Genomic DNA, 20172 nt, shown 5'->3' on the forward strand with positions numbered 1-20172 from the left:
TTCAAACAAATTCCAGCTTAGTAATGCATCCAATTCCTGTTACCATAGCGATTACCTACAAATCTTAAAGATATTTTTCTGCGTGCAATCTTCTGAACGTTTTAAACATATATTAGCCATAGCACTCCCCATTATTGGTGGCATGATCTCGCAAAACGTTCTCAATCTTGTTGATGCCGCGATGGTTGGAGTTCTGGGCACCGCTCAGTTGGCAGCAGTTGGCCTGGCGAGTTTCATCAACTTCGTAGCCGCGGCAGCTTTTATCGGCATGTCAGCTGGTGTACAAGCGATGGTGTCTCGACGCATTGGGGAAGGCAGAACAGATGAAGCAGCCAACCCGCTCAACGGCGCTCTACTCACCATATTTCTAATCGCAACTCCCGTATCTATTTTGTTAATTACGCAGGCTGAAACCATTTTTACCTGGTTAAATGACGATCCAGAAGTTATTAAATATGGCAGCGATTACCTTCAAGTCAGATTGGCAGCGATTATGTTTGTCGGCATGAATTTCTGTTATCGAGGTTACTGGAGCGCAATAAAGAAAACTCGCTTTTATTTGACCACCTTACTAATCATGCACAGCCTGAATATTATTTTGAATTACTTATTAATATTCGGTAAGTTTGGTTTTCCACAGTTAGGAGTGACGGGCGCAGGACTCGGTACCGCAATTTCAATGTTCGGCGGTACATTAATCTATACTTTCTTAGCATTAAAGCACACCCGTGAATTCGGCTTTGGTTTGCATTTACCACGAAAAGAAACGCTACTCACGGTTATTCAAATATCCGTTCCGTCATCTGCTCAACAATTATTTTTCGCTCTCGGCTTTACAACTTTATTCTGGATTGTTGGCCAAGTTGGAACTCACGAACTCGCCGCAGCAAACGTTATAACGAATTTAACCCTGGTTGCCATACTACCCTGTATTGCTTTCGGAATTTCCTCAGCAACACTGGTCGGCCAGTCTTTAGGTAAAGGCTCCGTCGACGAAGCACATCGCTGGGCATGGGATACCGTTAAACTCGCCATGCTGGTGGTATTTTTTATCGGCTTACCGATGATCATCGCACCTGAACTGCTGTTAGGTTTATTCATACATGAGCCGGCCCCTATCGAAGTTGGCAAAGTACCCTTACAGCTAGTTGGCATCGGAATAATGCTGGATGCACTAGGTATTGTTTTGATGAATTCATTGCAAGGCGCAGGTGCCACAAAAGCGACACTTAAAGTTTCGCTCATCATGCAATGGCTAATTTTCTTACCAATGGCTTATATGGCAGGTCCAGTTTTTGGTCTGGGGCTTACCGCCATTTGGATTCTTCAATTTTGTTATCGCGGTATTCAAGCAGGCATTTATGTCTGGCTTTGGAATAATCGCGCTTGGTCAACAATTAAAGTATAAATTTATGTCCGATCCCAATAGCTTCTATCAACTCGACCCAAACACTATTTTAGATGCACTCGAAAGCATTGATATTTTTGCTGAGGCAGCCCTACTCCCTTTAAATAGTTATGAAAATCGAGTTTATCAATTTAGAAACGAAGACAATACGCGATTTGTGGCCAAATTCTACCGTCCGGGGCGTTGGAGTGACGAACAAATTCTAGAAGAACACCAATTTTCGCTTCAGATGGTAGAAGCAGAAATTCCTGTGGTACCTCCTATGACCATACAGGAAAAAACTCTTCACTATTATAAAGATTTCCGTTTTTCAGTTTTCGAAAATCGTGGTGGGCGCCATCCTAACCTGGATGATAAAGACACGTTAACTTGGTTAGGCCGTTTTATTGCACGCATTCATTCTGTAGGAGAATCAGAAAATTTTAATCAACGCTTATCAATTACACCCGAAGCTTATGCGAAACAAAGCTATGAATTTTTAGATACAGAACAATTCATTCCTAGTGCATTAAAAGAGTCGATGGATAGTGTCTGTTTACCACTAGTTGATGCTTGCTTTGAGCGCTTCTCTCGTTTCAAAGATATTCAACGGATCCGTCTGCATGGCGATTGCCATCCATCTAATGTGATGTGGACTGATGATGGTCCACACTTCGTTGATCTTGACGACAGTCGTATGGGTCCATCGGTTCAAGATCTTTGGATGCTCATCACAGGAAGTGACGAAGAAAAGACAATCCAGCAAAACGCTTTACTGGATGGCTATGAAGAGTTTAGAGAATTTGACGATCGAGAGCTTCATTTAGTAGAAGCTTTGCGCGCGATGCGCATGTTGTACTATATGAGCTGGTTAGCCAAGCGGTGGGACGACCCAAGCTTTAAACATAATTTTCCATGGTTCAATACTCAACGCTATTGGGAAGATCAATTACTTAATCTCAAAGAACAGCTGGGCACCCTTCAAAATGAACCTACGTCTAATATTTGGATTTAGCAGTCCAAAATAGTCATTAGATTTAAAATACATATCACGAAGAAAGCTTCGAACTAAAGTTTTTCGTTTGCTCTCTATTTCCAGAGTAATAGGTGCCGAACAACCAATCACCTATCGGATAAGTTATATTGAAATTATATCGACTCATCAATTTAGGTTCGTGGTGATAAAAATGTAGCTTTCTTAATTTCCTCATAAAGGACAATTTCCAGAGCCATGAGCGTTCATTAACATGATACGCAGTATGTAATAATTCATAGTTAATAAAGTAAGCAAATGCAGTTATCATAAACAATAATGCGGAATTGACTGACAACAACCAGTTAATAATTAATGCAACTGGCATCGCAAATGCGATGAAAAAGCCAACAATTAAAGCCGGAGGAAACAATACCACACAAAAGTCCCGACTATCTTTAAACGACATCGCTTTGTCAGTAAAAAAACGGTGATGCTGGCGGGAATGACGCTGATAAATTATCTTCATCCAACCGATCGGCCGATGCATTGGGAATCGATGAGCGACATACTCAACCAAGTTCGCATAAAGAAAGGTTAAAGGCACGGTTAACCATTCAAAATTAGAAACATTAGATAGTGAAAAACTACAAAATACAATAACTAACATTGCTGATAACAAAGAAAAGCTAATGTGAAGCCAACCATTATAGTTTTCTGAGCGAATTTCTGAACGATAATGATTTCGGAAGTGTTGCGTTTTTTCTGGAATATTAAGGTCATTCTTCATATAAAAATCACAATAGTTTATGATCAAGAATCGAATATAAACTATTGAAAGCACAATGGATTGCCTTTAAATGACAACCGAGTTGACTAAAGACGCCTCAAATACAGCTAAGAACAGAACAGTTGCAGTAAGCTATGCCCGAGCCTTAATCAACCATTGCGCGAAAATTTATGACTTCACAGCAACTCAACTCATTTCACATGCAGGACTCCTTCCTGATAATTTACAAGACGACAAAAAAAGAATTTCTGCGGCTCAATACAATAACCTTATCTGCAGTGCCGCAGAACTCTCTGATGATCCCCTCCTGGGCTGGCGGTTTGGAACTAAAACAAGTACGGCTTCTTTTAACTTACTTGGCTACATTACAATGTCAGCAGAAACCTTAGGCGACGCAGCTAAAGCTTTGCAAAACTTTGAGCTTTTAGTTAGCGACATAGGACATACAGTCATTGAAAAATCTTATTCACTTGCTCATGCCAAATGGATACCACATTCAAGTTGTGAACATTTTAGTTTTCATATTCCGGAAGCCGTCTTTGCTGGATGGATAAACTTTGGACGCACTATTGTTGGATGGGATGTACCTATTAATCAAATTACGTTTTCTCATCGTAAAGCAAAATCATTACAAAAGAGTTATTCAGATTTTTTTAATTGTCCGGTTATATTTAATCAAACGGAAAATGCCATTGAGTTTGACACTAAATGGCTCTCATTACCTCTTGCTCAAGCACAAAGAAAAGTATTTAATGCATTAATAAACGAAGCTGAAAACTCAGTTAATGAAATAAATTCTTTATCAATGTCTTTTGAAAAACGCGTAAAGCACTTGATAAGAGCAAACCTGTATCAAAGCAATGTCTCTATGGAGCATATTGCTCAGCAATTGAAGATTTCAAAAAGGACTTTACAGCGATACTTAAGTAACGACGGCTTAACTTATCGAGAGCTTATTGATAACTGTAAACAAGAGTTAGCGATTGAATTAATAAAAAGTAATCAACTTCCACTAATTACAATTGCTGGTATTCTTGGTTTTTCAGAACAAAGCTCCTTTACTCGAGCATTCAAACGTTGGACCAATCAATCACCTCAGCTTTTCAGAAGCTGCAACCAGAAAAAGCAGCATAAATAAAAATATTATTGCTTATTATGCGTGCCATCGCACAATGGTGAGTTGCTAGTTTTTTTACAACCACAGAAGAAAACTCGGCGAGTAGCTGTTGCAACATATTTCAAAGGTGAAATACCCGTTCCTTTATGCGAACCATCACAAAATGGTTGGTTTTTGCTACGACCGCAGGCACACCAAAAGTAAACTTTATCTTTTTCAACTTCAAAAGCATAAGGCTGGTTATTGGCTTCAAAAGAATCAGACATATTACAAAGGAATCCTTATCGCTATCGATCTCAGGTTTCTTAGTATTACACAATTATCTCAATGCAGCCAATCCGTCGATAAACAATAAATATCAACGTTGACTTGAATTTAATTGAGCTTCTTTTTCCTTAGCCAAACTAATAAATTCTGAGGGAGATCTTTGTGCGCCGACAAATAGCGTCATTAAGTTCATTATTGTAGGTACAAAGGGAACAATAACAATGAGAATATCAAACAAAGCACCGATTGATGGAAATATCACTATAAAAGATTTGCCAACTTTTCGACCTCTAAGGTAAGTCCCAATGCACATGATTAGATAAGAAATGGTTAACAAAACCTGCACCATTAAGGCTTTTTCAAATAACTCATCATTACTCATCGCATAACCCGATTCTTGGATTAGGGATTGCATTAACCCCAAACGGTAGAGATATGTGGGAATCATAGCAATGAGATAAATAAGTAAAAATTTTTTGCGAGTCAAAAATACCGTCCACCTTAATTTAAATCATCCCTATTATAGGCAAAATAAAGCAATAACAAAAAAGGCCAGCAAATGCTGGCCTTACTCACTCACAAATTATTTGCTGATTCAGCTTCCACCGTTTGAAGAGCTTACCGTTGCAAATTCAGGATATGCTTCTAAACCACAATCCACTTTATCCAAGCCGATATACTCTTCTTCTTCCGTCACTCGAATTCCCATAACTTTCTTCAATACAAACCAAACAATAAAGGAAGTAATGAATACCCAAGCAAAAATAGTGACAACACCTATAATTTGGTTCACAAAATTGACGTTTTCACCATTATTAGTCAACGGAACCACAAGACACCCAAATACACCCACGGTACCATGGACAGAAATGGCTCCTACCGGATCGTCTATCTTAAACTTATCAAGCATTCCAACAGATAAAGTTGCTATAACACCACCAACGGCACCTATCAACGTTGCCGCCCAAGGAGAAGGCGTTAACGGTTCAGCGGTAATTGCAACCAATCCCGCTAATGCGCCATTTAAAATAAGCGTTAAATCTGCCTTTCTGAAAACCAACTTCGTATAAATAAATACAGCAATCACACCACCAGCAGCTGCTGCATTGGTATTAACGAAAATTTTAGCAACCGCATTGGCATTATCAACATCAGAAATTAAGAGCTGCGAACCACCATTAAATCCGAACCAACCTAACCAAAGTATAAAAGTTCCTAATGTCGCCAAAGGTAAGTTTGCTCCTGGAATACCTTTAGCATTACCCTTAGCGTCGTATTTACCTTTTCGCGGTCCGAGTAATATAACGCCAGCTAAAGCCGCTGCTGCTCCTGCCATATGCACTACACCTGAACCAGCAAAATCTTGGAATCCCATAGTGTGTAAGAATCCACTTCCCCATTTCCAGTACCCTTCAACAGGATAAATGAAACCCGTTAATACGACACAAAAGATCAAGAATGCAACTAGCTTCATACGCTCGGCGACAGCACCAGAAACAATTGACATTGCTGTTGCTACAAACACAACCTGGAAGAAAAAATCAGAATAGAGTGAATGATCAGCTTTACCCTGATTAACCGCATCCGCTGTATGCTCAGCGCCTAACAAAGCTCCAAAATTAGGCAACCAACCGCCTTCAGTGCTGCCATACATAATCGCATAACCAAACAATAAATACATGGTACAAGCAATCGCAAATAGTGCGACATTCTTAGCTAAAATTTCAGTCGTGTTTTTAGATCGGACCAACCCCGCCTCAAGCATCGCAAAGCCTGCGGCCATCCACATAACAAGAGCCCCTGAAACAAGAAAATAAAAAGTATCTAAAGCGTACTTTAATTCGTTCATTATTATTTACCCCTACCTTTAAATTGCTTCGTCGCCAATTTCACCAGTTCTTATTCGGACAACATTATCCAGCGAAGAAACAAATATTTTTCCATCGCCAATTTTTCCAGTCTTTGAATGATCAATAATGGATTCAACAATTTCATCCACTTTGTCGTCTGGAACAGCGACTTCAATTTTAACTTTGGGTAAAAAATCTACGGTATACTCTGCGCCACGGTAAAGCTCAGTATGACCGCGTTGACGACCAAACCCCTTTACTTCAGTAACCGTCAAGCCCGAAATGCCCGCATCATTTAGAGCAGTACGAACATCATCGAGCTTAAACGGCTTAATAATTGCCGCAACCAATTTCATAACTATCCCCTTATCTGTGTTATTTTTAATTTAATTTGAACAGTTACAGGGTCTCTGCAGACAATGTGCCAAATTTTTTTGTTTATGAAACCGGTGTGTTTAAGGCCCTCAGCGCCATTTTACGCACCATAATCGTGCAATCATGCACCTTGATTAATACGAAGCCTTTTTTCGGTGCACTTGAGCACAACAGATATAGAACAAAAGCAAATCACAAGAAGACATAATATGAGTCGAATACTACTTGCGGGATATGGCGCACTAGCACAACAACTCGCTGCGCTTCGAATTGCCAAAAAGGATGATGTTATTGGTATAAAACGCCAGAAGATTGATTCCAAGATTCCTTTAATTTATCTCGATTTATCGATAACTAAACAACTGACAGCAATTCCTGACAGATTAGATTACGTTGTAATTACATTGAGTCCAGATGAAATGACGGATGAATCTTATCAAAAGCATTATTATGAAAGCGTGAATAATTTGATGAGGTATTTATCCAAACAGGAAACTCAGCCATACGTTATCTATGTTAGTTCGACTCGCGTTTATGGTCAGTGCAAGGGGGAATGGATCGATGAAGAAAGTGAAACTCAGCCAACTTCTAGAAAGGGTCAAATTCTATTAGAAACCGAAAATTTGCTCTCAACCTACGAAAACTCGACGATTGTCAGGTTTTCTGGAATTTACGGAAATACAAGAGATAGGCTAATAAAAAAAATACAAAAGGGTTCGGGGCTTCAAGCAACTCCCAAACTTTACACGAACCGAATACATGAAGACGATTGTGTCGGCATTCTTTCATTTTTAATCGATGAGCACGCCAATCAAAAAGAGCTAAAATCGCTGTATTTGTGCAGTGACCATTCTCCAACACCGCTGTATGAAGTTGGAAAGTGGATTGCAAAACAATACAAAGTACCGACTCCAAAAGTATTACAACTCGAAACTAACAATCAAGGAAAACGCTGTAGAAATCAGAAAATCCTTCAACAAGGATATCGATTCAAATATCCAACCTTCAAAGAAGGCTACTTAGCTTGAAACTTTACTACAGGTATCAAGATGAGTTATTTCGAAGACGGTTATTCAGTTTGAACAATAAATGCGTATTGACGTTTTAATATATTCAATGTCAACTCATGTTTTTGATAAAAAGCATTGTGACCAGCATCTTGTATCCACTCCACTTCAACATTTTGATAATGGCTGGCCATATCTTCAATTAAAAAGTCAGGTATAACCGTTTCATTCTTACCGTGAATTATTAAAATAGGTAAATGTAAACTCGATAAATCTTTTCGAACATTAAATCCAGACAAGGTCATTAAGTTTATTTTACTGGCATCAGGATGATTATAGCGACGATTAATGATTTCAATAAAAGCATCATCAAGCTGACGGTTTTCAAAGTAGTCGTAAAACTTCTGCTTCTTGAACAAGCTCGAACCCGATTTAATGTATTCAGATAAATAACTCGACATTCGCTCTTTCAATTCTGAATATTTATCATTAACCACATCAACCGGATTAGCATCTAATGAACCGCATAAAATCAAGCTGACTGGCCGATAATTAAACCGAGTAATAGTCGCGGCTTGTATCATTCCCCCTAAAGAGTGACCACACAAGATAGAGTTCTCAATGTCATAATGGCTAAGGATGGAATGGTTTAATAAAACAAGATCATCGAAATGATACTCATAGTCTTTCCAGTCAGATTTACCATGTCCCGGCAAGTCATAACAAAGCGTGCTGTGTCCCAGTGAGTTAAAAAACTGAATGAGTCCCTTACCGCAACTGCTATTCTGCGTATTGCCATGAACAAAAACAAATGTCGGTTTATTTTTAACGCCGTGAGTATACTCAATGCATAAATCTTGAAGTTGAAATTTTTGAGCCACCATCCGATACCTTCCTTGCTTTTCGCGGCAAAGAATGTAGCGAAACCCACCCTATTTTTCAAGAAGTTACTCTCATTCGCTGCCAATTGGTTCATTTTTAGCGAATTTTGACTTTTGGGCCTTTCAGCACTAAATTTATATAAGAGCAGTAGTAGACAAAAGCTTTAATTTTCAATAAGTTGAAGAACACGCTCAAAGCTAACGTAGACCACAGAAAACAGGCCTTCACCGCTACTTGAATTCAGCCAAAGCAGTTTAGGCGTGTACTGTCAGTCAGGTAGGCCCAGGAAGTGACCTCGAGAATAACACCGGTATTAAAGATGCCAAGAATCAGTGAGGAAACTGAGTGAGAGTTTTTAGTTCCATAATTATCAGTTTTCTGGCTTTTAACAGTTTTCTCCAAGCTGCGACTCTTAAATACGACTCTTTGCCTTTCGACATAGATACCATCGATATCCAATTCGATGAACTCACCGGCGTTGATGGCCTGGATTTAACCATTAATGCCATGGTAAGTGATGACAACCATTTTCTATGGGTTGGGACACAGGGTGGTCTGATTCGAATAGATGCCTATGGCGCTCGAAAATGGGTCTCTTCAACCAAAGAAAATACTCTCATAAATAATTTTGTCACTTCACTTGCATTTGATTCAACAAAAAAGCACCTCTGGGTTGGCACAAGAAAAGGCATCAGTGTCCTGGACCTTCGTACCGAATCCTTTATCGCTCACTACAGTGATGGCCCCCCCGAAATTGGACTCAACGGTGAATTTATTAATAGAGTTTTTATCGATAGTCAGCAGCGTGTCTGGATTGGCTCACAAACTGGGCTTAGCATGCTTCACAATAATAAAGTTTTTCACTTTTCACATTCACCAGACAATAAAAACTCACTTTCCAACGATAATATTTTCGACATTGTTGAAGATACAGAGGGAAACCTCTGGATTGCAACACAAGATGGCTTAAACAAGTTCAAAGATAATACGATTACTAGATACAATCCAACAGAGCAGTTCTCCAGTTTAGGTAACATAATCACCAGTTTATCTATCGATTCTGAAAACCATATTTGGTTAGGTACAGAACAACTGGGCCTGATTTTATTTGACACGAAAAACAACAAAAGCCAGCAGTTCTTATCGTCACAATCTGAAAACTCACTTCAATCAGATTACATTTTGTCATTACTCATCGATGATCGACGGCGACTTTGGGTCGCAACTAGCCAAGGGTTGAGCTTATATAACAGAGCGGATAATAACTTTATTCGCATGAGTCGAAATGACAAGATGAACAATATTGTCCGTTCAGTATATCAGGATCAACTTGGTATTATTTGGGCCGGAACCTGGTCATCAGGACTCTTTAAACATAATCCTTATCAAACTCCGCTCGGCAAAGTAACTCTTGATCAACTCAAGATTGAAGATGATGTTATAAAAAGCCTAGTCAAAGGTAATAATGATGAATTTTGGTCATCAAATCCAAACTATGTATTTCGCTTTCGCCCAAACGAAAAAAGAATCTTGAAGTACTCAATTAACAAACTTAATAAAAAAGCGGCTTATGTTGTTCCAGTCGTTAACTATCAAAAAAATGAAAGCTATATTCTTATTGATCGATTGTATAAACTTAATGACTTAGATAACTACACCACAATTCCGTTACCCCAAAAGATAGAAAGTCTACTTTGGTACACAGCTTATTTTGATCGAAAAAATCGACTCTGGTTAAGCTCAAGAAGAGCCGGGGTTTATGTTCTAAGTCCTGACTTTAAAGAAATCATAAAAGAAATCCCATCAACTACGATCACTTACTTTAGTCAGACAGATGAATCGACAATGCTATTTGGCGGCGCATCCAATATTTTTTGGGTGGATATCGATTCGTGGAAAGTTACAACTCATTCAACAGAGTCTCATCAAGGTCTCAAGCACTCAAATGTTACAGGCTATGCGAAGACGCGAGAGGGTCAGGAATGGATAGGAACTTCTGGTGGACTTCATAAAATAATAAGACAAAATAATTCAATAAAGTATATTCCTTATACCACAGATGATGGCTTGCCAACAGATGTAATAACCGGCCCTTTAGAAGATAATGCAGGTCAATTATGGCTCGGTAGCGTGGAAGGTTTAATACGCTTTAACCCAAGCTCAAAAACACATCAACAGTTTGAAAAAAGTCAGGGCGCATTTTCGCAATATTACATTGGCCAATATTTTACAGACTCCGATGGCCGCTTACTTTTTCAAAGCCCTGATGGTATATCAATAATCGATCAGTCAAAAATTGTGGATAGCCGAAAACCTTATCCTGTTGTTATTAATGACTTAATGTTACGAGGAGAGATTCAGGCAATAGACAATAGTATTTTAAGCACCACAATGCCCTACAACGATACGCTTCTATTACCGCCGGAACACAGAGACTTTTCGCTTTTCTTTTCTACGACCTATCATGCACAACCAAAGCGCGTTAACTTTTTTTACCGTCTTGTCGGCTTTGATGAATACTGGCTGAAAACTACGGCGGATAACCGAAAAATCAAGTATACCAACATCCCTCCCGGAAACTATCGATTTGAGATACACAGCGTTTCTGGCTCTGGAATTATGAGTGAAATTAAGACTGTTAAAATTATGGTCCAAGCTTTTTGGTATGAGACATTGCTATTTAAAATCACTTTGCTGTTATTTATAGCAGCCTTGGTTTTTGGTTGGCACAGACTCCGAATGTACCGAGTTGAAAAAAATAATCGTGAGCTTGAGAAGGAGGTAGAAAGAAGAACTCAAGACGTAAAAATTCTCGCCATGATAGGTCAGGATATTAGCTCCCTCCTCGATATTCATGATATTTTGGAACACTTATATTTCCACTTAAGTAAATCGATTAAAGTAGAAGCTTTAGCGATTGGTGTTTGTGAGTACAACCAAAATCGAATTCGCTTTGATAAGTCTGTGGAATCTGGTAAACGATTAGCAACTTATTACAGAGAACTTAATCCTTTTAATCAAGTCGCCGCTTGCTGTGTGAGATACAATCGAGCGATTCACATTAAGCAAGCAGATGAGCGATTTAGATACATTGATGAAGATCCAAAAGATTTTGTTGGTGACCTAATGGAAACTGTCGTTTACCTCCCCCTTAAGTCTAACCAAAATCATGTTATTGGCTGTATAACAGTCCAAGCTAAAGAGAAGGATGCTTACACCGACAAAGATATGCAATTTATTCAAACCATAGCTAATTATACAAGTATTGCCCTGGATAATACTTTAGCTTACCGCTCCCTTGAGCAAGCAGCTTTAACGGATAAATTAACAGGTATATACAATAAAAGAGCATTTATAAATATAGGATCATACCAAATTGCGGTTGCTAAGCGCTCTGGCCTGCCCATCACATTTGTACAAGCGGATATCGATAACTTACAGCTTATCAACGATAATTCTGGTCAAGCATGTGGCAATATGGTGCTTACACGTGTGGCCAGCATTTTGAAGCGAGGTTTTAGGGCTCAAGATTTAATTGCTCGCTGGGAAGGTGAAAAATTTGCTCTTATGTTTCCAAATACTGATGCAATAGGAGCTCAAGTTGCTATCGACAAAATGAACTGCCAAATAAAAGATGAGGTATTTATTTACAAAGAGAAGGAATATGAAATTAATCTACGCTTTGGAATTTGTGAGCTAGTACATCAGATTACTGTTGAAGAAATAATGGGTAATGCTGCAGATGCTATCGCTCGAGGTAAGGAACATAATAATAAAAAAATTGTTGTTTTTGAATAAGCCTGAGTAAACTGCCTAGCATGAATAAAAATTTAAAACTTACAACTAAAGAAATTCAATTCCACTCGACTTAACCTCTTTAATTTTCCCCTGCGTCATCAACTCAACAAAATCATTCACCTGATTGCGACCATTTTTCTTCGAATAGTATAAAGCACGATCTGCACGGTCCATAAGATCACTTGGGATAAATCCGGGCGGAATAATAGAATATCCGATACTTACGGTTACCTTATTAACCCTTGGAAATCTCGAAGATTCAATACTGGCTCTAAACCGCTCTAAAATGCTCCGAATACTAAAAGCTTCTGAGTGATTTAGAATAACGGCGAACTCCTCTCCTCCATAACGATAACAAGAATCTTGATCGCGAAAAACAGTCTGTAGTTTTTGTCCAAAAATAACTAAAACTTCATCACCAATTAAATGCCCAAACTGGTCATTAATAAGCTTAAAATTATCAATATCGAGCAATGCCAAAAACTGTGGGTAATCAAACTTACGTCGACCGAATACTGAGCTACTTTTGCTCAATTTCTGCAAGTCTTGTGTAAACGCTTGTCGATTTCTAACTCCGGTTAAAGGATCAACTCGCGATAATGCAATATGGTTTACTAGGTTAAAATAGACATTCAACATTTCCAGTAGAGCACATTCATCCTGTTCTTCCAAAGGCCGTTCCGCCGTAATAAACCCTATCGGAGTACCTTGACAAATTATCCGAAATCGCCCTTCACCAATATCTTCTTGTTCTATTATTTCCAACTTTTTAGTGTTTTTTAAGTAGAAAGAATCTTTACGAAGTTCTATTTCAATAACATGCTGTGGAAATATTTTTGCCAATATATTTTTGAACTCTTCATTTAGAGTCTCGATATCAAAGCATCCAGCTAGGCGCAACGTTTCTTTGTAATGACATGAAGGAGAATGATTCATTCTAATTTTCAATCGCGATGAATTACTTAATAATAGCAATGATTTCTAAGAAATCTCAATTGACGCACATCAATTCACGACATCAATTAACAGGCTCATGTTGGCTGTCCTGCGGTTGACATCAACAGCCGTTATTTCATTTGGTTATTATAATAGTCAGACTAATAATTTCGTTGTCTGCAAGACTCATTATATGGCAGACTCGCGCCGTGAAAAAAGACTCAAAAATCATATTGATACCGGGACCCTACAGTTAAACCGGTTGTTTTGGAAAGAAGTCTTCTGGATGCTGGATTTCTATCTTAATTTTTTGATCACACAGCTCCTATCGACGACAAAGCATATGATTTGTTTCAAATCTAATCTTGATTAAACTTTTCAGCATCTCGCCCAAGAATTGAACACAGTTCTTGAGCTTCAAACCTCTCTCACCGGGCATATAACCAATATTACGGCGTCCCAAACCCAAGACTCATGTCGCACCGCAAAATCACCGGAACAATATTTGACAAGCATTCTTGTTGACACTAACTTTAAACTACGGAAGTCTTTGATTCTAAATCATAAACAATAACTTAAAACATCTTGTAAATGTACCTATCAGCTCCAAATGAAAGAATGATCTCTTCACGATTTCAATGATTTGTGCGATTAAATATTAAAGAAAAGATAGAGGCGCTTTACGAATTGCGACTTTTCAAAGCAGTTAAAATGACAACAAAGTTAATTTGTTTTTTGCTTATTTGTTTCTCACTGTTAGGGCAAAGCGCTAGCTTAACGCTTCCACAGTCTTCTTTTCCTATTAACTTAGAATCGAATGAATTTCAGTTTGATCCCGTCAAAGGCATTCACGACCTTGAGCTAACAATTAATGCCGTTGTTAATGATGACAATAATTTTATATGGGTTGGCACTCAATCGGGATTATTAAAAATTGACGCCTACGGATACGACAAATGGGATGCCAGCACTGGGCTTGATAATGGGTTAATTAACAACTTAGTCACTAGTTTAGCTTTTGATAAAAAGAAGAAAGACCTTTGGGTCGGAACAATTAAAGGGATCAGTGTTTACAATCTTGAAACCCAAAGTTTTCGACACATTCAAGCCGAAGAGCAAGACTCCATCTCCCATAATCACATAAATAGAATACTCATCGATTCTAAAAATCGTATTTGGGTCGCTACCAATCAAGGTCTCAATCTTTACAAAAACGATACTTGGCAACAAATCTTCTCAAATACTAGTTCCAGAACCTCATCATCAAATAATGTTCTTGATATAACCGAAGATCGGCTGGGTAATATATGGGTTTCTACGGTTAGTGGATTGAGTCGCGTCGACAACAATAGTTTAATTGAGCATTCCTCTATCAGAAAATACATAAAAGGCGATCTTATTGTCACACAAATTCTTGCTAGTCGAGACAATGGTCTCTGGTTAGGCACTGAAAAACGCGGGTTATTCTATTTCAACCCTCAAACAAATGAAACAAGGCACTATACATCCCGATCAAAAACTAAAAAGCTATCATCTAATTATGTCGCATCTTTGTTTGAAGATGAACAGGGAAGATTATGGATAGGTACCGGAAAAGGTATCTGTTTATTGAAGCTCAGCAATGGAGAGAGTCTTCAATGCCTAAATGAAAGCCCGGGGCTAAATAACATTATTATATCTCTCTTTCAAGATAATAATAAAATACTATGGGTCGGCACTTGGTCCAGTGGTCTATATCGATATGATCCGGAACAAACCCCCGTAGATACTTTCTTTATTAATGATTTAGATAAGAAAACTAGCGTTATTAAAGGTGTTGACAAAGGGTTAGATTCTGATTTTTGGCTTTCAAACGAAAGTAATGTATTCAAAATTGATTTTAATGACAATGTTGCGAAAAAGTATGACTTAAGTGTAATAAACCCAGAATCTATTTATTCGACCTTCGCTATTAATTACAACACCGGCACAACTTACCTAATTACTAATGCAATCTATGAGTTATCAGACAATCTTGTTAAACGAAAAATAGAGTTACCTGACGAGCTCAAAAATCTGCTTTGGTATACAGGGAGTTTTGATTCTAATAATCGATTATGGTTAAGTTCCACCAAAGCTGGTGTATTTGTTTTAGATGAAAACTTGGAAAACATTCTTTATCACTTCGACTCGTCTACCGTCCCATATTTTAAGCAAATCAATAAAAACACTATGCTCTTCGGAGACTCACAAAATGTCTATCGAGTAAATATATTCAATGGTGAGGTAAAAACTCATACATCAGAAACACATCCCGGCCTTAAAAACACAATAGTTAGCGGCTACCTAAAAGCAAGAGATGGCAGAATATGGATGACGACTCCCGGTGGACTTCATGAGATTACTCAAGAAGGCATCGAGTTTATCTACACTTCAATCGGAAAACAGGATGGTTTACCTTCAGAAACCTTGACTGGGCCTATTGAAGATAAATATGGACATCTTTGGATGGGAAGTGAGAAAGGTCTAATTCGCTATGATCCGTCGACAAATACACATCAATTTTTTGGTCAAGACGAAGGAGCTCTTAATCAATATTACATTGGTGAGTTTTTCCTTAGCGACGAAGGTCGAATAGTATTTCTGGGGCCAAAAGGTTTTTCGGCTATTCATCAAGAATATATAAAGAATACTCATCGATCTTACCCTACGGTAATTAATGAGCTTTTATTAAAAGGTAAACCTAAACGTCCTAGTGCTCACTCTCAATTCAATAAAAATATATCTTATACAGAAAAATTGATTATACCTCCAGACGAGAGAGACTTTGCCTTAAGGTTTACAACAACGTTACACTCTCACCCTAGAAAACTATCTTTCTTTTACAAACTTGATGGCTTTGATGATTATTGGATAGAAACTGACATATCAGATCGACTAATTAAATACACAAACTTAAATCCAGGTAGATATGTGTTCAATATTCATAGCCGTTCAGCGACAGGAAAAGTAGGCCCAATTAACTCACTTGATGTGATTATTCTTGCTCATTGGTATGAAACCATCTGGTTTGAAATACTCGTTGCTTTGGTTGTCATTATAATTATCACTTCTATCTTTTATTACAAGACGAGCCGATACAAGAGATACAATAAAATCCTAGAAGAAGAAGTAGAAAAGAGAACCCAAGATGTTCGATTATTAGCATCACTTGGGAAAGAAATAACGTCCATTCTTAATATTTATGAGCTCGTAAAAAGCACTTATCACAACTTAAATCGGTCGTTTAACATTTCAGTTTTTGCAATTGGTGTTTGCGAGTACAATAAAGGAAGAATAAGGTTTGAAAAATCTATTAAGCACGGCAAGCAATTTGAAACAATCTATACCAGCTTGGACCCCGAAAAAGACATAATTGCGAATAGTGTACGATTTAATAAAACTATCCATATCACATCTAAAGCAGAGTTTGAAGAGTACTCTAACTCAAGAAATTATCAAGAAATCTTTGAGTTTCAGGAAGAGTTAGTTGTAATCCCGCTAAAATCAAATCAAGAACATGTTATCGGTTGTGTATTTATTCAATCCGATAAAAAAAATAGCTTCAAAGAGAAAGACATCAATTTTATTGAAACCATTGCGAACTACACAAGCATTGCTTTAAATAATACAATTACAAACAACGAACTGGAACAGTCTGCACTAATTGACCAACATACTGGCATTTACAATCGTCGCGCGTTTACCAATTTCGCAAAATATCAAATCTCTGTTGCCAAACGATCTAGCTTACCAGTTACATTTATGCTGGCCAACATCGATGGATTAAAAGAGCTCAATGACTCTCTAGGACAGACCTGTGGAGACATGATGATCACTAGGCTTTCTTCAATTCTTAAAAGAGGATTTCGCACTCAAGATTTTGTCGGTCGCTGGGAAGGAGACAAATTTGCCTTGATGTTTCCAAACACAGATATAAACGGCACTAAGCAAGCCATAGAAAAAGTCGTTGCTCAAATAAATATGGAAGTTATTATTTTTAAAGAACACGAAATAAAGCTTTCTGTAACCTTCGGTCTTTGTGAACTTGAACTTCAATACTCTGTCGAAGAAATTCTTGATCATACAGATAGCATTATGAGCAAGAAGAAAAACGATTCACAAGAAAAAATTATAATTTGTAATTAACGATTTTATCATGTTAGGAGACCTAAGTTCACTAGGGTAAATTTTGAAGCAACCATACATCTTCAATCCAGTGCCAGACTGAATCCCACTCATTGTCGCTCAACTCACCGTCTAACCAATACTTTACAACGCCATCCTGCTCGACAACAAAGTATTGTCCATTATATTCACAAATTGGAATTAAATGCCTTGGAACGCCTTGATTCCATGCTTGTGATGCAATTTCAGGTAAAAACGAATGCATATTTGGATCAGAAATCGTTACAGGTTCGATTTTTCCGAAAACGACATCACTTAATGACAGCAAATACTCCTTAAATTCAATGGGCAATGAAATTAACAGTTGCTCTTCAATTTCAACTATCAAATCAAGATCAGGAAGTTCAATACTTCCAAATCGGTCTTCATTTTTTTCTCTTAATTCATCAATAACATCATTCACTGCTTTGTACCTTTTTGATTAAGCGACGAGCAAACTCTCTTAACATACGCTCTTCTTCCTTTTTTCCTGAAGCGTTAAACGACTCACACCATTCATTCGAAGAGCAATTTTGCCAGAGTTTCGCGATAAGTCCTTCAACAGCATATCTTTCTTCTTGATCGAAATTACCATCATATAATGAAAAGTGGATTAAATCAGAGAGCTCTAAAGTTGCGTCAAACAATTGAATTTCACCATTTATAAAACGATAGATTCTATTGTTATCGATATACAAACCTATTTTCTGATGGATACCTGTTAATAACTCGATAACTACTAAAGTAGAAAGGTTTTTGAATACACTTGCCAATAATTGATGAGTATGACTGTAAAACCTTTCTGTAATTTCATCTCTATTACAAAAATGATTAACTAATTTGAGCATGATAAGGCTGTGGGCACCAGAGCTTTTATCATATGAATACCCTAATTTAACAGGAATAAAATCTAAAGAACGCCAAAACGGAATTAAATCGTCAGTTGCAGCAAAGCTGGTCGATAGAAATGAAATATTACTAACTGATGCCTGCTGTTCAATTCGCCGGATAATTTGAGAGCCAATTCCTTTATCACGACAAGAAGCCGCCACCGCGATACGTTGAACTCGCCAACTTAAATCACTTGACCATTTTGAGCATCCTGAATAACGAGCCAATGTCTGAGCGACGAGTTGACCACGAAGTCGCCTTTTTCCCTTTATAATATCAGTTGTTATTTTCTCGGAGTTACCACCTTCTGTTAAAATCAAACAAACCCCGAGCACATCGACTTTATTTTCTGAAACGCTAACAGCAACGAGGAGTTGCCGTGCAGGATGATCAAGAAACTGCCTGAGATCATCGGGAGTTGTTTGATAATGAGAGTCAACAAGTAGACCAAAGGACGTTTCAATATACTCTTCCGGTATCGCTTCTCCTTCTTTTACCCAAATCCATTTAAGATTACTTTCCTCATAGCTAATCAAGTTAACCTGATATTTGAGTATTAATGTATCAAACGTCCACATTTCTAAAGGGTCGCCTTCATTCCAACGAATCGCTTGTGTAAGTTGATACTCCTTTGTTTGTGGCATTAATTCGAGAAGCTTTGATTTAAATCGAATATTAAAGCCTCGACCGGATCCCTCATAACCATGGATCGTAGTCGAAAAAACAATACGATTTATACTATTAGAGATTTGAAACAAGATATTTGAAGGAATCACAGCAGCTTCGTCAACGAGAACACCATCAATATCAAGGCATTTCTTTTTTAAACTTATCAAAAGCTCATCAGGTGGCATGAAAGTTAATAAATGCCGGTGCTCTGGCTTTACTAGTTTATGAAACCAGTTCATTACGGGTTCAATGGAACCTTGATGCATTGCCACAACCACTAATCGCTTTTGTCGCTCATTTACTAATTGAGCAGCAGCAATTCCCAAAGCAGAACTTTTTCCTCTTCCTCGATCCGCAGTTATGATTAATGGTCGTTTTGGATGGCCAGTAAAAACCTGAATAATTTTTTTAATTGCAATGTCTTGTTCTTTATAAATAGGCGCTTCTGCTTGATTTAAGATCTCACTTTGATGGTCAGGCAATTCAATATGGCTTCTATTCCAATCTATTAAACCACGCTTTTCCGGAGATAAATGAATTAGCCGCTCAAAAAATCGACTTTGATATGCAGGATAATCGCCAAATAATCGATAAGATTCTTCGTTGTTTTGATTGAGCCAACTTTGTTGTGATCGACCAACGATAAACAATAAGCCACCGGCCTTTAATGCACCTGACAAACTAGCGATAACACTCGCGCTAATTCCTTTTGTAATATCCAGAACAATAATATCCCATTCCTGACCTAACGCTTTTTGATACCGTTTCGGCGATAAAATTTCAAAGCATGGCATATCAAACTCAGTAACACAGAGTACTTTTTGTGACGAACCTTGATCTTTGAGAAAATTAACGAGTTTTACTGTATTTGATTCTAAAAATGAGGTTAAATTATCATCTTCAAAGCACAACAAAGCCAGCCGATGGCGACGTGCCACCAGGTCTTGCTGTTCTCTAATTATTTTGCTCTCAACGAGCTTTTCGAAAGAAAGTTGTTGGCTCATTAATCTGAAGCTAGTATGACCGTCATTAACATGTATCAATT

General features: G+C 37.9%; 15 protein-coding genes. 6 read left to right on the forward strand and 9 right to left on the reverse strand.

The features are described from left to right. The first annotated feature begins 82 nt into the window (after positions 1 to 82). Entirely contained in the window at positions 83 to 1408 is a 1326-nt protein-coding gene (locus FAX86_RS03620) for an MATE family efflux transporter (RefSeq protein WP_144391965.1), read from the forward strand. Between the two features lie 4 nt (positions 1409 to 1412). Then, a complete protein-coding gene (locus FAX86_RS03625) occupies positions 1413 to 2402 on the forward strand; it encodes a serine/threonine protein kinase (protein WP_144393185.1) in 990 nt (329 codons plus the stop codon). 34 nt (positions 2403 to 2436) lie between these two features. Here the strand turns inward: FAX86_RS03625 and FAX86_RS03630 are convergent, their stop codons facing one another. Next, positions 2437 to 3150: a sterol desaturase family protein gene (locus FAX86_RS03630; RefSeq protein ID WP_144391966.1), complete on the reverse strand. Its 714-nt coding sequence runs from the start codon at positions 3148 to 3150 to the stop codon at positions 2437 to 2439. 70 nt (positions 3151 to 3220) lie between these two features. On the opposite strand from FAX86_RS03630, the gene FAX86_RS03635 reads away from it, so the two are divergent. Next, positions 3221 to 4288: an AraC family transcriptional regulator gene (locus FAX86_RS03635; RefSeq protein WP_144391967.1), complete on the forward strand. Its 1068-nt coding sequence runs from the start codon at positions 3221 to 3223 to the stop codon at positions 4286 to 4288. A gap of 5 nt (positions 4289 to 4293) precedes the next feature. Here the strand turns inward: FAX86_RS03635 and FAX86_RS03640 are convergent, their stop codons facing one another. The 4 genes from FAX86_RS03640 to FAX86_RS03655 all read right to left on the reverse strand — a co-directional run bounded on the left by FAX86_RS03640 (position 4294) and on the right by FAX86_RS03655 (position 6740). Beyond that, on the reverse strand, positions 4294 to 4533 hold the full coding sequence (locus tag FAX86_RS03640; RefSeq protein ID WP_144391968.1) for a CDGSH iron-sulfur domain-containing protein: 240 nt from the start codon (positions 4531 to 4533) through the stop codon (positions 4294 to 4296). A 92-nt stretch (positions 4534 to 4625) separates the two neighbouring features. Beyond that, positions 4626 to 5021, reverse strand: a complete 396-nt coding sequence (locus FAX86_RS03645) for a hypothetical protein (protein WP_144391969.1) — start codon at positions 5019 to 5021, stop codon at positions 4626 to 4628. 108 nt (positions 5022 to 5129) lie between these two features. Then, a complete protein-coding gene (locus FAX86_RS03650; protein ID WP_144391970.1) occupies positions 5130 to 6383 on the reverse strand; it encodes an ammonium transporter in 1254 nt (417 codons plus the stop codon). 18 nt (positions 6384 to 6401) lie between these two features. Continuing rightward, complete coding sequence (locus FAX86_RS03655; protein WP_144391971.1) at positions 6402 to 6740, reverse strand: P-II family nitrogen regulator; 339 nt, start codon at positions 6738 to 6740, stop codon at positions 6402 to 6404. A gap of 228 nt (positions 6741 to 6968) precedes the next feature. Here FAX86_RS03655 and FAX86_RS03660 point away from each other — a divergent pair, with 228 nt between their 5' ends. Beyond that, entirely contained in the window at positions 6969 to 7787 is an 819-nt protein-coding gene (locus tag FAX86_RS03660; protein WP_144391972.1) for a sugar nucleotide-binding protein, read from the forward strand. 41 nt (positions 7788 to 7828) lie between these two features. Here the strand turns inward: FAX86_RS03660 and FAX86_RS03665 are convergent, their stop codons facing one another. Beyond that, a complete protein-coding gene (locus tag FAX86_RS03665; RefSeq protein WP_144391973.1) occupies positions 7829 to 8650 on the reverse strand; it encodes an alpha/beta fold hydrolase in 822 nt (273 codons plus the stop codon). Positions 8651 to 8993: 343 nt separating this feature from the next. On the opposite strand from FAX86_RS03665, the gene FAX86_RS03670 reads away from it, so the two are divergent. After that, entirely contained in the window at positions 8994 to 12446 is a 3453-nt protein-coding gene (locus tag FAX86_RS03670) for a ligand-binding sensor domain-containing diguanylate cyclase (RefSeq protein ID WP_144391974.1), read from the forward strand. A 45-nt stretch (positions 12447 to 12491) separates the two neighbouring features. Here FAX86_RS03670 and FAX86_RS03675 read toward each other — a convergent pair whose 3' ends face one another. Further along, on the reverse strand, positions 12492 to 13382 hold the full coding sequence (locus tag FAX86_RS03675; RefSeq protein WP_144391975.1) for a GGDEF domain-containing protein: 891 nt from the start codon (positions 13380 to 13382) through the stop codon (positions 12492 to 12494). Positions 13383 to 14093: 711 nt separating this feature from the next. Here FAX86_RS03675 and FAX86_RS03680 point away from each other — a divergent pair. Next, positions 14094 to 17549, forward strand: coding sequence for a ligand-binding sensor domain-containing diguanylate cyclase (locus FAX86_RS03680; protein ID WP_144391976.1), 3456 nt, complete (start codon positions 14094 to 14096; stop codon positions 17547 to 17549). A gap of 31 nt (positions 17550 to 17580) precedes the next feature. On the opposite strand, the gene FAX86_RS03685 is transcribed toward FAX86_RS03680, so the two are convergent. Then, positions 17581 to 17991 (reverse strand): SMI1/KNR4 family protein, encoded by a 411-nt coding sequence (locus FAX86_RS03685; RefSeq protein ID WP_144391977.1) that lies wholly within the window; start codon positions 17989 to 17991, stop codon positions 17581 to 17583. After that, entirely contained in the window at positions 17984 to 20131 is a 2148-nt protein-coding gene (locus FAX86_RS03690) for a tRNA(Met) cytidine acetyltransferase TmcA domain-containing protein (protein WP_144391978.1), read from the reverse strand. The genes FAX86_RS03685 and FAX86_RS03690 overlap by 8 nt, the downstream gene beginning before the upstream one ends. Positions 20132 to 20172: the final 41 nt, after the last annotated feature.

It is taken from the genome of Pleionea sediminis, from assembly GCF_007570825.1.
GTDB classification, from domain to species: domain Bacteria; phylum Pseudomonadota; class Gammaproteobacteria; order Enterobacterales; family Kangiellaceae; genus Pleionea; species Pleionea sediminis.

Coding starts and splice junctions, on each gene's coding strand:
- FAX86_RS03675 (WP_144391975.1), bottom strand. CDS start 13,382: ATGAATCATTCTCCTTCATGTCATTACAAAGAAACGTTGCGCCTAGCT.
- FAX86_RS03660 (WP_144391972.1), top strand. CDS start 6,969: ATGAGTCGAATACTACTTGCGGGATATGGCGCACTAGCACAACAACTC.
- FAX86_RS03630 (WP_144391966.1), bottom strand. CDS start 3,150: ATGAAGAATGACCTTAATATTCCAGAAAAAACGCAACACTTCCGAAAT.
- FAX86_RS03625 (WP_144393185.1), top strand. CDS start 1,413: ATGTCCGATCCCAATAGCTTCTATCAACTCGACCCAAACACTATTTTA.
- FAX86_RS03680 (WP_144391976.1), top strand. CDS start 14,094: ATGACAACAAAGTTAATTTGTTTTTTGCTTATTTGTTTCTCACTGTTA.
- FAX86_RS03635 (WP_144391967.1), top strand. CDS start 3,221: ATGACAACCGAGTTGACTAAAGACGCCTCAAATACAGCTAAGAACAGA.
- FAX86_RS03665 (WP_144391973.1), bottom strand. CDS start 8,650: ATGGTGGCTCAAAAATTTCAACTTCAAGATTTATGCATTGAGTATACT.
- FAX86_RS03655 (WP_144391971.1), bottom strand. CDS start 6,740: ATGAAATTGGTTGCGGCAATTATTAAGCCGTTTAAGCTCGATGATGTT.
- FAX86_RS03690 (WP_144391978.1), bottom strand. CDS start 20,131: ATGAGCCAACAACTTTCTTTCGAAAAGCTCGTTGAGAGCAAAATAATT.
- FAX86_RS03640 (WP_144391968.1), bottom strand. CDS start 4,533: ATGTCTGATTCTTTTGAAGCCAATAACCAGCCTTATGCTTTTGAAGTT.
- FAX86_RS03650 (WP_144391970.1), bottom strand. CDS start 6,383: ATGAACGAATTAAAGTACGCTTTAGATACTTTTTATTTTCTTGTTTCA.